Origin of the sequence: Pseudomonas sp. Yb2C2, from assembly GCF_052112325.1 — a bacterium.
In the GTDB taxonomy this organism is placed as follows: Bacteria; Pseudomonadota; Gammaproteobacteria; order Pseudomonadales; family Pseudomonadaceae; genus Aquipseudomonas; species Aquipseudomonas marginalis.
In genome coordinates this window covers 138,439-151,771 of the sequence record NZ_JAVAJK010000003.1, presented here as the reverse complement: position 1 = coordinate 151,771, position 13,333 = coordinate 138,439, and the positions used below count along the sequence as shown (strand labels likewise).

At 60.1% G+C, this 13,333-nt stretch carries 12 protein-coding genes; 3 read left to right on the top strand and 9 right to left on the bottom strand.

What is annotated here, in order from left to right; genetic code table 11:
• Window positions 1-454 precede the first annotated feature (454 nt).
• From Q8X51_RS05010 to Q8X51_RS04980, 7 genes are all read right to left on the bottom strand, one after another.
• Window positions 455-1,192, bottom strand: a complete 738-nt coding sequence (locus Q8X51_RS05010; protein WP_065927065.1) for a secretin N-terminal domain-containing protein — start codon at window positions 1,190-1,192, stop codon at window positions 455-457.
• Window positions 1,193-1,449: 257 nt separating this feature from the next.
• Window positions 1,450-1,872, bottom strand: a complete 423-nt coding sequence (locus tag Q8X51_RS05005) for a GNAT family N-acetyltransferase (RefSeq protein WP_065927066.1) — start codon at window positions 1,870-1,872, stop codon at window positions 1,450-1,452.
• Window positions 1,865-3,031: a ribosomal protein uL16 3-hydroxylase gene (locus Q8X51_RS05000; RefSeq protein ID WP_027606329.1), complete on the bottom strand. Its 1,167-nt coding sequence runs from the start codon at window positions 3,029-3,031 to the stop codon at window positions 1,865-1,867. Before Q8X51_RS05000 ends, Q8X51_RS05005 begins: the two co-directional genes overlap by 8 nt.
• 84 nt (window positions 3,032-3,115) lie before the next feature.
• Complete coding sequence (purB, locus tag Q8X51_RS04995) at window positions 3,116-4,486, bottom strand: adenylosuccinate lyase (RefSeq protein ID WP_065927067.1); 1,371 nt, start codon at window positions 4,484-4,486, stop codon at window positions 3,116-3,118.
• Between the two features lie 125 nt (window positions 4,487-4,611).
• Entirely contained in the window at window positions 4,612-5,235 is a 624-nt protein-coding gene (gene hflD, locus Q8X51_RS04990; RefSeq protein WP_027606331.1) for a high frequency lysogenization protein HflD, read from the bottom strand.
• Window positions 5,232-6,356 carry a tRNA 2-thiouridine(34) synthase MnmA gene (gene mnmA / locus Q8X51_RS04985; RefSeq protein ID WP_065927068.1) on the bottom strand — a complete coding sequence of 375 codons (1,125 nt, stop codon included), beginning with the start codon at window positions 6,354-6,356 and terminating at the stop codon, window positions 5,232-5,234. Before mnmA ends, hflD begins: the two co-directional genes overlap by 4 nt.
• Window positions 6,357-6,415: 59 nt before the next feature.
• The gene (locus tag Q8X51_RS04980) at window positions 6,416-6,862 is read right to left on the bottom strand and encodes an NUDIX hydrolase (protein ID WP_065927069.1); all 447 of its coding nucleotides are present in this window, start codon (window positions 6,860-6,862) and stop codon (window positions 6,416-6,418) included.
• A gap of 189 nt (window positions 6,863-7,051) precedes the next feature.
• On the opposite strand from Q8X51_RS04980, the gene Q8X51_RS04975 reads away from it, so the two are divergent.
• The gene (locus tag Q8X51_RS04975; RefSeq protein ID WP_065927070.1) at window positions 7,052-7,948 is read left to right on the top strand and encodes a DMT family transporter; all 897 of its coding nucleotides are present in this window, start codon (window positions 7,052-7,054) and stop codon (window positions 7,946-7,948) included.
• A 72-nt stretch (window positions 7,949-8,020) separates the two neighbouring features.
• Complete coding sequence (locus Q8X51_RS04970; RefSeq protein WP_407694107.1) at window positions 8,021-8,893, top strand: LysR family transcriptional regulator; 873 nt, start codon at window positions 8,021-8,023, stop codon at window positions 8,891-8,893.
• Window positions 8,894-8,950: 57 nt separating this feature from the next.
• Here the strand turns inward: Q8X51_RS04970 and Q8X51_RS04965 are convergent, their stop codons facing one another.
• The gene (locus Q8X51_RS04965; RefSeq protein WP_065948350.1) at window positions 8,951-11,176 is read right to left on the bottom strand and encodes an NADP-dependent isocitrate dehydrogenase; all 2,226 of its coding nucleotides are present in this window, start codon (window positions 11,174-11,176) and stop codon (window positions 8,951-8,953) included.
• Between the two features lie 493 nt (window positions 11,177-11,669).
• Here Q8X51_RS04965 and icd point away from each other — a divergent pair, with 493 nt between their 5' ends.
• A complete protein-coding gene (gene icd, locus Q8X51_RS04960; protein ID WP_027606337.1) occupies window positions 11,670-12,926 on the top strand; it encodes an NADP-dependent isocitrate dehydrogenase in 1,257 nt (418 codons plus the stop codon).
• A gap of 80 nt (window positions 12,927-13,006) precedes the next feature.
• Here the strand turns inward: icd and cspD are convergent, their stop codons facing one another.
• Window positions 13,007-13,285: a cold shock domain-containing protein CspD gene (cspD, locus tag Q8X51_RS04955; RefSeq protein ID WP_043293603.1), complete on the bottom strand. Its 279-nt coding sequence runs from the start codon at window positions 13,283-13,285 to the stop codon at window positions 13,007-13,009.
• Between the last annotated feature and the right edge of the window lie 48 nt (window positions 13,286-13,333).

Genomic DNA, 13,333 nt, shown 5'->3' with positions numbered 1-13,333 from the left:
ATTTGCCAGCCACGTAGTGAATGCGTGGTTATGGCTGCTCGCTGACCAGAAGCTCAGGTGTTCAAGTCAAGTTCGGCGGGGCAGGCGACGGGATGAACGATGGCTCAAGGGGGGAGTTGAGCAGGTAAGGGCGAACTGCGAACGGTCTTCGGGCATCGTGGGCCTTTGTACGATCCATCAGTGTGTAGCCGGGTTACCTGGTTAGCTTCCGTCCCTCGGGACAACTTCGTTCCAGTCGCAACCTCGTCAAACACACCTTGTGGGCGGTACAGACACGAATCGGCTCGGGTGGGTAGCTTGGAGCGTCGATCCGAAGGCCCTTGCCAGGGCCCCTGATTAGCGGGAGCGAGGCCATCATGCCCATGCTTTTTTGGATCGTCAAATGTTTTGTAGTGCTTTTTTTCAGGCACTACATCTTTAGTCTAATACGACTCATCAGTCAGTTTTTGGTGCTTCAGTTCAGGGTGTCGACCTTAACCCGCAACGTCAGGTCATCGCGGCCCTGGGTAGAGTAGCTGCGGGTTGTGGAGGATTTGTCGGCCTGGGTCTCGCGGTTGATGCCGGCCAGGGGGATCCATTCGCCAAGGCGCCCGCTGACGGTTGTGTCGGTGCTTTGCACATTCACTACATCGGGACGTTCCTGGCTCATGCGGTCACGGTTGGTACTGATCGCCAGATGCACGGTCTCGCCGGTGACGCTGGCGGTGACATAGAAGCCCTGGGTGACGTTGCGGTACTGGGTCTGGTTCTGCGGGCGACCGTAGGCGTCAGGCTGAGTGGTGGTCATTGGCACGCTCTGGCCGACCTGGATCAGCGCGGGCACGCCTTCGCTGGCCTGAATCTGCTGGATGCCGCCGTCGCGGCTGGCGGTGCCGTAGCTGATGATGCGGGTCTGGCTGTCGCCGCTGTTCTGCTGGTTGTTTTCATTGGTATCGACGGTGATCAGCAGGCGCTTGGCTGGTGTATCCAGCTGGGCGAGCAGCGTGCGCAGGTCCTGGATCTTGCCGGGGGCAGCGTTAACGATAAGCTGGTTGCCGTAGGCGCTGACGGTGCCGTCCTTGCCGATGAAGTTCTGCGCAACCGGGAGCAGGTCGGTGCTGGTGCGGTTGCTCAGGTTGACGACTTCGGTGTCGGCCATTGCCGAGCAACTGGCGGTGAGGAGGAGGGCGGTGAGCAGGGTGCGTAGGGACATGTCCGTGATCTCTGCGAGTCATTTGGGCTTGATAGTGCCAGTTTGTCGGCCTGGAGTGTAGTAAGCGGACTTGCCTGTGGTGAGCGGGCTTGCCCCGCGCTGGGCTGCGTAGCAGCCCCTATAAAAAACGCCGCGTTCTTACGGAAAGAATGCGGCGTTTGGTTTGGGGCTGCTGCGCAGCCCAGCGCGGGGCAAGCCCGCTCACCACAGGACCACAGGCAAGCTGGCTCACCACAGGCAAGCCCTTACAGCAGGGATCAGGCCCCGCGCACCATATCGACATGGGGAATCCCGACTTCCAGGAATTCCTCGCTGACGATCTTGAAGCCCAGTCGCTCATAGAACGGCGCCGCATACACCTGCGCGCTCAGGAACTGCTTGGTCTGGCCACGTTGCTCGGCCACGCCAATCACCGCTTCCATCAGCTTGTCGCCGACCTTCAGCCCGCGCCAGTCCTTGAGCACCGACACCCGGCCGATCTCGCCGCTGGGCAGCAGGCGCGCGGTACCAATCGGAAAGTCGCCTTCGAATGCAAGGAAATGCACTGCGTCTGCGTCGTCCGCATCCCACTCAAGTTCAGGTGGGACGGACTGTTCAGCGATAAATACCGCTTCACGAATGCGCCGAATCTCGGCGATATCCTTATGCCAGTCCGCGACACCTACGTGAATCCTATTCATCGGCAAACCCCAGGCTTCCTTGCTTGACCAGTTCGCACAGCAGGTCGCGGGCGTCTTCGTCCAACAGCCATTCGCCGAGGTTTTCGGCGTGCAGGGCATCGGCGGCGCAGACCAGTTTCAGCAGTTCGCGCAGTTTGCCCGGCAGGTAACGGCTCTGGCCGCTGGCGAACAGCAGGACGTCATCGTCGACTTCCGACCAGGCCATGCGCGCGCTTGGGTTGCGCACCAGGATCGCACCGTCCTGCAGGCTGTTGATGAAGTCGTCTTCGCCCAGTTCTTCGCCCGCCACCAGTTCCGGGTAGCGCGGCTCGGTCATGAATTGGCCGAACCAGGTCAGCAGCATGCGCTCGTCGCTCATGTGCTCGGCCAGCAGGCTCTTGAGGCGGTCGAGGGCGTCGCTCTGGATCTGGTGCGGGTCGCTGACCGGCTGCGCGTCGGCGTCGGTGTAGCGCTCTTCGTCGGTCAGGTACTGGGCGAGGAAGTCGGTGAAGTGGGTCAGCACTTCGGCGGCGCTTGGGGCGCGAAAGCCCACTGAGTACGTCATGCAGTCATCTTCGGCGATGCCGAAATGCGCCAGGCGTGGCGGCAGGTAGAGCATGTCGCCCGGTTCCAGCACCCATTCGGCGCTTTCTTCGAATTCGGCGAGGATGCGCAGGTCGGCGTGTTGCAGCAGCGGGCTTTCGGAGCTGCACATCTGGCCGATCTTCCAGTTGCGCTTGCCCTGGGCCTGCAGCAGGAACACGTCGTAGTTGTCGAAGTGCGGGCCTACGCTGCCGCCGGGTGCGGCAAAGCTGATCATCACATCGTCGATGCGCCAGCTTGGCAGGAAGCGGAACTGCTCCAGCAACTCGGCCACTTCCGGCACGAACTGGTCGACCGCCTGTACCAGCAGGGTCCACTCACGCTCAGGCAGGGTGCTGAAGGCGTCTTCGGCGAACGGGCCGCGGCGCAGTTCCCACGGGCGTTCGCCGTGTTCGATCACCAGGCGCGATTCGACTTCTTCTTCCAGGGCCAGGCCGGCGAGTTCGTCGGCGTCGATCGGGCTTTCGAAGTCAGGGATCGCCTGGCGGATCAGCAGTGGTTTTTTCTGCCAGTAGTCGCGCAGGAATTCCCGTGCCGTGATGCCGCCCAGAAGTTGAAGAGGGATATCAGGATTCATGTGTAACCTATTGAAAAAAAGCACTTTTCAGACTGAAATAAAAACGCCCGGCGCGGCCGGGCGTCTCAAGGGGGCTTGCGCTAATCAGATGCGCTTGGCTTGCTCTACAGCGTTGCCGATGTAGTTGGCCGGGGTGAGCAGTTTCAGCTCGGCCTTGGCCGCGGCTGGCATGTCCAGGCCATCGATGAAAGTTTGCAGTGCTTCAGGGCTGATGCCCTTGCCACGGGTCAACTCTTTCAGCTTCTCGTAAGGGTTTTCGATGTTGTAGCGGCGCATCACGGTCTGGATCGGCTCGGCCAGCACTTCCCAGCACGCGTCCAGGTCAGCGGCGATTTTCTGCGCGTTGAGCTCCAGTTTGCTGATGCCTTTGAGGCTGGCTTCGTACGCGATCACGCTGTGGGCAAAGCCCACCCCGAGGTTGCGCAGTACGGTGGAGTCGGTCAGGTCGCGCTGCCAGCGGGAGATCGGCAACTTGCTGGCCAGGTGCTGGAACAGGGCGTTGGCGATGCCGAGGTTGCCTTCGGAGTTTTCGAAGTCGATCGGGTTGACCTTGTGCGGCATGGTCGACGAACCGATTTCACCGGCAATGGTGCGCTGCTTGAAGTAGCCCAGGGAGATGTAGCCCCAGATATCGCGATCGAAGTCGATCAGGATGGTGTTGAAGCGCGCAATGGCGTCGAACAACTCGGCGATGTAGTCGTGCGGTTCGATCTGCGTGGTGTACGGGTTGAAGCCCAGGCCCAGCTCGTCTTCGATGAAGGCGCGGGCGTTGGCTTCCCAGTCGATCTCCGGGTAGGCCGACAGGTGGGCGTTGTAGTTGCCGACAGCGCCGTTGATCTTGCCCAGCAGTGGGACTGCGGCGACTTGAGCGATCTGGCGCTCCAGGCGGTACACCACGTTGGCGAGTTCCTTGCCCAGGGTAGTCGGCGACGCCGGCTGGCCGTGGGTTCGCGACAGCATCGGCACGTCGGCGAAACGGATGGCCAGCTCGCGGATGGCTTCGGCGGTCTGGCGCATCAGCGGCAGCATCACGTCATCACGGCCTTCGCGCAGCATCAAGGCGTGGGACAGGTTGTTGATGTCCTCGCTGGTGCAGGCAAAGTGGATGAATTCGCTGACCTTGGCCAGTTCCGGCAGCTTGGCCGCCTGCTCCTTGAGCAGGTATTCGATGGCCTTGACGTCGTGGTTGGTGGTGCGCTCGATCTCTTTCACGCGCTCGGCGTGCTCCAGGGAGAAGTTGTCCGCCAGGGCATCGAGTACAGCGTTGGCTTCGGCGGAGAACGCCGGTACTTCGCTGATGGCGGGGTGAGCGGCCAGGCGCTGGAGCCAGCGCACTTCAACCAGTACACGAGCACGGATCAGGCCGTATTCGCTGAAAATAGGGCGCAGGGCCTGGGTTTTGCCGGCGTAGCGGCCGTCAACAGGGGAAACCGCAGTGAGCGAAGAGAGCTGCATGGGGTGTTCTCGGACAGTCGGGCAACGAAATGGGGCGCGTATCATACATGAAAAAATTCGCCGGTCCGTTGCCAACTGACCGGCGTATTACGCGTAACGGCTTGAAAATAGCCTGTCGGTGCGACTTATTCGTTGCGCATCAACGGGTAAAGCTCTTTGAGCAATTTGCGTCGGCTGATCACCAGCTGCCAACGATGACCGCCCAATTGCCGCCACAACCGCGCCGACCGAATACCGGCCAGCAGCAGTGCGCGGATTTTCGAGGCGTTGTTCGGTTGCTGCAGGTTGCGCATGTCGCCGTGCACCTGGATGCGTTGGCGCAAGGTGCTCAAGGTGTCCTGGTACAGCGCACCGCAGGCGGCGATCACGTTTTCGTGGGCCGGGCCGAAGTGTTCTACCTGGGACTGGATCTGTGGCAGGCGTTTGCCGATGGTTTCCAGCATGTCTTCGCGCTTGGCCAACTGGCGCTCGAGGCCGAGCATCGACAGGGCGTAGCGCAGCGGCTCGCGCTGCAAGGTGCTGGGGTCGCGCTCCAGGGCGCCGATCAGTGCGCGATAACCTTCACGCAGTGCGAGGTCGTCGCCGCCGTAGACTTCCAGGGTGTCCTTGGGGTCGCGGATCAGCAGGCTGCCGAGCATGCAGGTCAGGCCGGCTTCGGTGACCTGGCCGGTCTTGGCGATCTTGTCCACGAGCACGGCGGAGAGAAATACCCCGCCGAGTGCCGTCAATTGCTCCTGGGTCGGGCTCATGCCGGGTTGCTCCAGGCTTCGGCGACTTCAATCACGCCGCCGCCCAGGCAGATTTCGCCGTCATAGAACACCACGGACTGGCCAGGAGTGACCGCACGTTGCGGGTCATCAAAGGTGGCGCGGTAGCCCGTCGCGGTTTTTTCCAGGGTGCAGGGCTGGTCGCCCTGGCGATAGCGCACCTTGGCCGTCAGGCGGCGCGGGGTGCTCAGGTCGATCGGGTTGACCCAATAGATCTCCGAGGCCAGCAGCGCGCCCGAGAACAGCAGCGGGTGTTCATTGCCCTGGCCGACGATCAGCACGTTGTGCTCCAGGTCCTTGACCAGCACGTACCACGGCTCTTCGCCGGCATCCTTCAAGCCGCCGATGCCCAGGCCCTGGCGCTGGCCGATGGTGTGGTACATCAAGCCATGGTGACGGCCGATCACTTCGCCGTCGGTGGTCTTGATCTCGCCCGGTTGCGCCGGCAGGTACTGCTTGAGGAAGTCGCTGAAACGGCGCTCGCCGATAAAGCAGATCCCGGTGGAATCCTTCTTCTTGGCGGTCGCCAGGCCGTGTTGCTCGGCGATCCTGCGGACTTCGGGCTTTTCCAGCTCGCCCACCGGGAACAGGGTCTTGGCGATCTGTTCACCGCCGACGGCGTGCAGGAAGTAGCTCTGGTCCTTGTTCGGGTCCAGGCCCTTGAGCAGTTCGGTACGGCCATCGATGTCGCGGCGACGCACGTAGTGGCCAGTGGCAATCAGGTCGGCGCCAAGGATCATGGCGTAGTCGAGGAACGCCTTGAACTTGATTTCGCGGTTGCACAGGATGTCCGGGTTCGGCGTGCGACCAGCCTTGTATTCGGCCAGGAAGTGCTCGAACACGTTGTCCCAGTACTCGGCGGCAAAGTTGGCGGTGTGCAGCTTGATGCCAATTTTGTCGCACACGGCCTGGGCGTCCGCGAGGTCGTCCATGGCGGTGCAATATTCCGTTCCATCGTCTTCTTCCCAGTTCTTCATGAACAGGCCTTCCACCTCATAACCCTGCTCCATGAGCAGAACGGCGGAAACGGAAGAATCCACGCCGCCGGACATGCCGACGATGACGCGCTTCTTTTGTGTGTCAGAAGGGGCTGGATCACGCATAGGGTTTCAACGGGTGTCTTGAAAAAGGACGCGATTCTAACAGGCCTGGGCCCGCAAGGCTAAAGAGAAGGGCGGATCAATTCCAGGCTGTGACGCTGGCCGGCCAGATAATCATCGATACAGCGGATGATCAGCTCGCTACGCCAGTCGTCGCGCACGGCCATCAGCTCGTCACGGCTCAGCCAGCGGGCGCGCAGGATGCCTTCGTCCAGTTGATAGTCCGGGTGGTGTTTCAGTGCCTTGGCAATAAAGCAGACGCGTTGATAGGTAACCCCGTTGCTGGGTGCGGTGTACAGGTAGATGCCGACGATGCCGGTGGCTTCCACGTCCCAGCCGGTTTCCTCGAGGGTTTCGCGCACGGCGGCCTCGGTCAGGGTCTCGTCTGGGTCGAGGTGGCCGGCAGGCTGGTTGAGCACGGCGCGGCCGCCCTTGAGTTCTTCGACCATCAGGAACTTGCCGTTGTCTTCGACGATGGTGGCGACGGTGATGTGGGGTTGCCAGGTCATGGGATGCCTCTCGATTCTGAATGCAGCGCAGTCTTGGAGCAGGATTACAGCAGTGTGGGAGGGGGCAATCCCCCTCCCACAAGGATGATGCATAAGCAATCTGCATGATGCGCCTGACATTTTATGATTTTACCGATTTCAGCGCCTGGCGCAGCTTATCTCTCCAGAACCCTCAGTTTGGAGAGTGTCATGAACCCTATTGCCGATAAAAGCTACGAAGTACGCCTTACATCGCCACTGCCCATTGTCTTCATCCTGCTGTGGAGTTCCGGCTACATCGGCGGTGCGTACGGTGTGCGTTATGGCGAGCCCTTCACCATGACGTTCTATCGGTTTGCCCTGGCTGCCCTGGTGTTCCTGGGCGTTGCACTCGCCATCAAGGCGCAATGGCCTAAACGACTTGCCCCCTACCTCCATGCTGCGACAGTAGGACTGCTGTTGCAGGCCCTGCAGTTCGGCGGCCTTTACACCGGCATCAGCCACGGCGTTCCCGCAGGGCAGGCGGCATTGATCGTCGGGCTGATGCCGGTGTTCGTGGTGATCGGTGCCTATTTCTGCCTGGGTGAACAATTGAGCTGGCGCGACCTGCCGGGTTCGATCCTGGGTGTTGGCGGCGTGGCCATCGTCGTGGCCAGCAGCTTTTTTGGCTCCGAGGCGTCAGTGGGTGGTTACGGCGCGGTGGGCTTGGCGCTATTGGGTATCACGCTTGGCACGCTCTACCAGAAGCGCTTTCTTGGCGGGGTGAATCTATGGGTGGGGTGTTTCATTCAGATGGTCACCGCGTCGTTGGTCATGTTGCTGCTGGCATACACCACTGAAACCATGCAGGTCACCGAGTGGGTTCCATTCGCAGCGTCGGTGGCCTGGATCACGCTGATGAACTCCGTGGGTGCGCTGACGCTGCTGTATTTGATGATTCGACGCGGGGAGGCGAGTAAGGCGACGAACTTGTTTCATGTGATTCCGGCGGTCACGCAGATCATGGCGTCGTTGGTGTTGGGTGAGGTGCCGAGTGGGGTGGCGATTGTAGGGTTTGTTGTTTCAGGGGCAGGGGTTTATTGGATGAATCATGTGCGCGCCAAGTAGGTAGTCTTGACAGGTATAGCGGGCGCCTTGCACTAATGGCAGGGAATAATTACTCACTCCCATGGGTGTGGCATGAGAGTCAATCTTGATATTCAGTCGCTGCGCAGTTTCCTCAAGGTCGCAGAACTGGGCAGTTTCACCCGGGCCGCGCAAGCGTTGAGCCTGACCCAGCCGGCAATCAGCCAGCAAATTCGACGACTTGAGGATTTGCTGGGTGTCGAGCTTTTTGCCCGCGACAATCGGCAGGTGTTGCTCACCCTCGAAGGAGAGCGCTTGACCGGCTATGCCCAGCAAATGGTCAGCGTCAACGACAAAGTGGGGAGCCTGTTTGATGCCAGTCGCACTCAAGAGTCCGTGACGCTGGGTATTCCCGAATATTTCAGCGAGGAAATCCTGCAGCGCGTTATTCCTGCTCTGGCGCTTGAATTACCTTCAGTGCGAATTGTGGTCAAGGTCGCGCGTTCCCAGTTGCTCGCGGAGGCGTTCAGTGAGGGACGAATCGATATTGGCCTGATGATTGATGAGTTGCCAAAAGTCGCTGGCGTGCCTTTGCATGCACTTTCGTTGATGTGGCTGGGTGGCGAGTGTGCGGCAGCCCCCATGGAAGGGCAGGAAGTTTCGCTGGCGCTGTTCAAGGCGCCCTGCGTGTTCAGGAGCCTGGCGATTCGGCGTTTGGAGGAGAGTGGCATCAGGTGGCGCTGCGTGTATGAGTCTGAAGACTTGATGTCGCTGCGTTCAGCGGTCCAGGCGGGAGTCGGTGTGACGCTTTTACCCTGGTTTGCCCAGGTGCCGGGCTTGAAAAACGTCGAAGCGCTCGCGCATTTGCCTGCGCTGCCGGGGTTTGGGGTTGAACTCAAGCAGAGGCCGGGCTGGGAGCCTTGGTACAAACCGCAGTTCCTGGCGATTATCGAGGCCGCATGGCGCGAGGAATACGGTGTTGCATAAACCCTGAAAACACAAACCCCGGCACGTGGCCGGGGTTTGTGATGCATCCCTACAACCTTACTTCAACTTGGCAATCGCCGCATTGAGGGTGTTGCTTGGGCGCATGGCCTTGCTGGTCAGCTCCGGGTTCGGCGCGTAGTAGCCGCCGATGTCCACTGGCTTGCCCTGTACGGCATTGAGCTCGGCAACGATGGTTGCTTCGTTCGCGGCCAGGGTCTTGGCCAGTTCGCTGAATTGACCTTGCAGTGCAGTGTCTTCGGTCTGGGCGGCCAGGGCCTGGGCCCAGTACAGCGCCAGGTAGAAGTGGCTGCCGCGGTTGTCGATGTTGCCGACTTTGCGCGATGGCGACTTGTTGTTGTCGAGGAACTGGCCGGTGGCCTGGTCCAGGGTCTTGGACAGCACCAGGGCTTTCGGGTTGTTGTACGTCACACCCAAATGCTCGAGGGAAGCGGCCAGGGCCAGGAACTCACCCAGGGAATCCCAGCGCAGGAAGTTCTCTTCCAGCAGCTGTTGCACGTGCTTCGGCGCCGAACCGCCGGCGCCGGTTTCGAACAGGCCGCCGCCATTCATCAGCGGCACGATCGACAGCATCTTGGCGCTGGTGCCCAGTTCCATGATCGGGAACAGGTCGGTCAGATAGTCGCGCAGTACGTTGCCGGTCACCGAGATGGTGTCCAGGCCTTTGCGGGTACGTTCCAGGGTGAACTTCATCGCGTCGACCGGCGACATGATGCGGATGTCCAGGCCTTCGGTGTTGTGGTCTTTCAGGTAGGCCTGGACTTTCTCGACCACGACGCCGTCGTGTGCACGCTTGGGGTCCAGCCAGAAGATGGCCGGGGTGTTGCTGGCGCGGGCACGGTTGACGGCCAGCTTGACCCAGTCCTGGATCGGCGCGTCTTGGGTCTGGCACATGCGGAAGATGTCGCCGGCTTCGACTTTCTGTTCCATCAGCAGGTTGCCCTTGCTGTCGGTCACGCGGACGACGCCGTCAGCCTTGACCTGGAACGTCTTGTCGTGGGAGCCGTACTCTTCGGCTTTTTTCGCCATCAGGCCAACGTTTGGCACGCTGCCCATGGTGGTAGGGTCGAAGGCGCCGTTGGCCTTGCACTCTTCGATCACCGCCTGGTAGATGGTGGCGTAGCAGCGATCCGGGATCACGGCCTTGGTGTCGTGCAGCTGGCCGTCGGTGCCCCACATCTTGCCGGAGTCACGGATCATGGCCGGCATCGAGGCGTCGACGATCACGTCGCTCGGCACGTGCAGGTTGGTGATGCCTTTGTCGGAGTTGACCATCGCCAGGGAAGGGCGAGCGGCGTAGACCGCCTGGATGTCAGCTTCGATCTGCGCCTGCTGCTCGGCCGGCAGGGCCTTGATGCGGGCGTACAGGTCGCCGATGCCGTTGTTCAGGTTGAAGCCGATTTGTGCCAGCACGTCTGCGTGCTTGGCCAGGGCGTCTTTATAGAATTCGGCAACGATCTGGCCGAACATGATCGGGTCGGAGACCTTCATCATGGTGGCTTTCAGGTGGACCGACAGCAGCACGCCTTGTTTCTTGGCGTCTTCAATTTCAGCGGCGATGAAGCTGCGCAGGGCGTTCTTGCTCAGTACCGCGCTGTCGATGATTTCGCCGGCCTTGACGCTGGTCTTTTCTTTCAGGACGGTGGTGGTGCCGTCCTGGGCGACCAGCTCGATCTTGACAGCGTCAGCGGCTTCGATCTGCACGGCTTTTTCGCTGCCGTAGAAGTCGCCGTTGCTCATGTGGGCAACGTGGGACTTGGAGTCTGCAGCCCAGGCGCCCATCTTGTGCGGGTGCTTGCGAGCGTAGTTCTTGACCGACAGCGGCGCGCGGCGGTCGGAGTTGCCTTCGCGCAGTACCGGGTTCACGGCGCTGCCCTTGACCTTGTCGTAACGTGCACGGGTTTCTTTTTCCGCGTCGGTGGTTACGGTTTCCGGGTAGTCCGGCAGGGCGTAGCCCTGGGCCTGCAGTTCCTTGATCGCCGCTTGCAGCTGCGGGGTCGAGGCGCTGATGTTAGGCAGCTTGATGATGTTGGCTTCAGGGGTAACGGCCAGGTCGCCCAGTTCGGCGAGGTGGTCCGGTACGGCCTTGGTGCCCAGTTGCTCGGGGAAGCTTGCGAGGATGCGCCCTGCGAGGGAGATGTCGCGGGTTTCCACGGCAATATCAGCGGAAGCGGTGAAGGCCTCTACGATAGGCAGCAGTGAATAGGTGGCGAGGGCTGGGGCTTCGTCGGTGAAGGTGTAGATGATCTTCGAGCGGGTGGGCATATTCGGATTAACTCTCTTCTTTGCTGAAAGCGTGCGCAGAAACTCGAGATGCGCCGGGTGGAGCGCGTTCGTTCAAAGTCATCCATGAGCGAAAGGTCGAGGTTTCTTCGCGGTGATGTTGGGTTGCATCAGTCGAGCGTCAAGCGGGTGGACTATTGTATTAGTCCTGCTTTGTAGCGGAGGGCCCTGTTCCAGAGCGGTCTGCCATCGTGACTCTTTGGTCAGCGGCGGCATTATACATAGGTCGCTATGCTTACGCCGAGCCTTCATACAAAAGGTGTGTCGTCCATTGGTCTAAAGGTCGCAGGTACCGGGTTACGCCTAAAGTCGCACGAAGTGCTCAAGATTGGCGCTTTTCCCTTTGCTTTCAGGCTTGTAGGCGACAATTTATGCTGTTTTCGATGCAAATGAGCATGGCGCGAGGTTTCAGTCGCCATTTATCTGGAGTAGGCTCGAACGCAGCCAGATGTTCAATCCATAGATGGAGTTCAGCATGGGATACAAGAAGATTCAGGTTCCGGCAGTCGGCGACAAAATCACCGTCAATGCAGACCATTCTCTCAATGTTCCTGACCAACCGATCATCCCGTATATCGAAGGTGACGGTATTGGCGTCGACATCAGCCCGGTGATGATCAAGGTGGTCGACGCAGCTGTTGAAAAGGCCTACGGCGGCAAGCGCAAGATCTCGTGGATGGAGGTGTACGCCGGCGAGAAGGCGACCCAGGTCTACGACCAGGACACCTGGCTGCCCCAGGAAACCCTGGATGCGGTCAAGGATTACGTGGTGTCCATCAAGGGCCCGCTGACCACTCCGGTAGGGGGCGGCATTCGTTCGCTGAACGTGGCCCTGCGTCAGCAACTCGACCTCTACGTGTGCCTGCGCCCGGTGCGCTGGTTCGAAGGTGTGCCCAGCCCGGTCAAGAAACCAGGCGATGTGGACATGACCATCTTCCGCGAAAACTCCGAAGATATTTACGCCGGGATCGAGTGGAAGGCCGGCTCGCCGGAAGCGACAAAGGTCATCAAGTTCCTCAAGGAGGAAATGGGCGTCACCAAGATTCGTTTCGATCAGGATTGCGGCATTGGTATCAAGCCGGTATCGCTGGAAGGCACCAAGCGCCTGGCGCGCAAGGCCCTGCAATATGTAGTGGATAATGATCGCGACTCGCTGACTATCGTGCACAAAGGCAACATCATGAAGTTCACCGAAGGGGCCTTCAAGGAATGGGCCTACGAAGTGGCGGCTGAAGAATTCGGTGCGACCCTGCTGGATGGCGGCCCGTGGATGCAGTTCAAGAACCCGAAGACCGGCAAGAATGTAGTGGTCAAGGATGCCATCGCCGATGCCATGCTCCAGCAGATCCTGTTGCGTCCGGCCGAGTATGACGTGATCGCGACCCTCAACCTGAACGGCGACTACCTGTCCGACGCCCTGGCGGCAGAGGTGGGCGGTATCGGGATTGCGCCGGGTGCCAATCTGTCCGACACCGTTGCCATGTTCGAGGCGACCCACGGTACTGCGCCCAAGTATGCGGGCAAGGACCAGGTCAACCCGGGTTCATTGATCCTGTCGGCGGAAATGATGCTGCGTCATATGGGCTGGACCGAAGCGGCCGACTTGATCATCAAGGGCACCAACGGTGCTATCTCGGCCAAGACCGTGACTTATGACTTCGAACGCCTGATGGATGGCGCGAAGCTGGTGTCTTCGTCGGGCTTTGGGGATGCGTTGATTTCGCACATGTAAAAGCCTGGTACAAAAAAACCGGCAACCCAAGTCGATCGGGTGGCCGGTTTTTTATCGCATGTCACTCGCTTCGCGGGGTGTCAGGCCGTTTGTTTCTTTTCGTTATGAGCGGTTGATGGCGTGTTTTTTTCATGTGTTTCGGCTTTCACTGCACCGATATTCACGGCGTGCAGCCCTTTCGGTCCTTGAATGATTTCAAAGCTCACAGCTTGGCCCGCCTTCAGCGTTTTGTACCCATCCATGTTAATCGCTGAATAGTGCGCAAAAAGGTCCTCGGTTTTACCGTCTTCATTAACAAAGCCATATCCCTTGGCATTGTTGAACCACTTGACCTTGCCACTGATCTTGACGCCAGACATACCCATATCCCTCTGCACCAGACTCCATCACTGGAGTATCATCCAGTT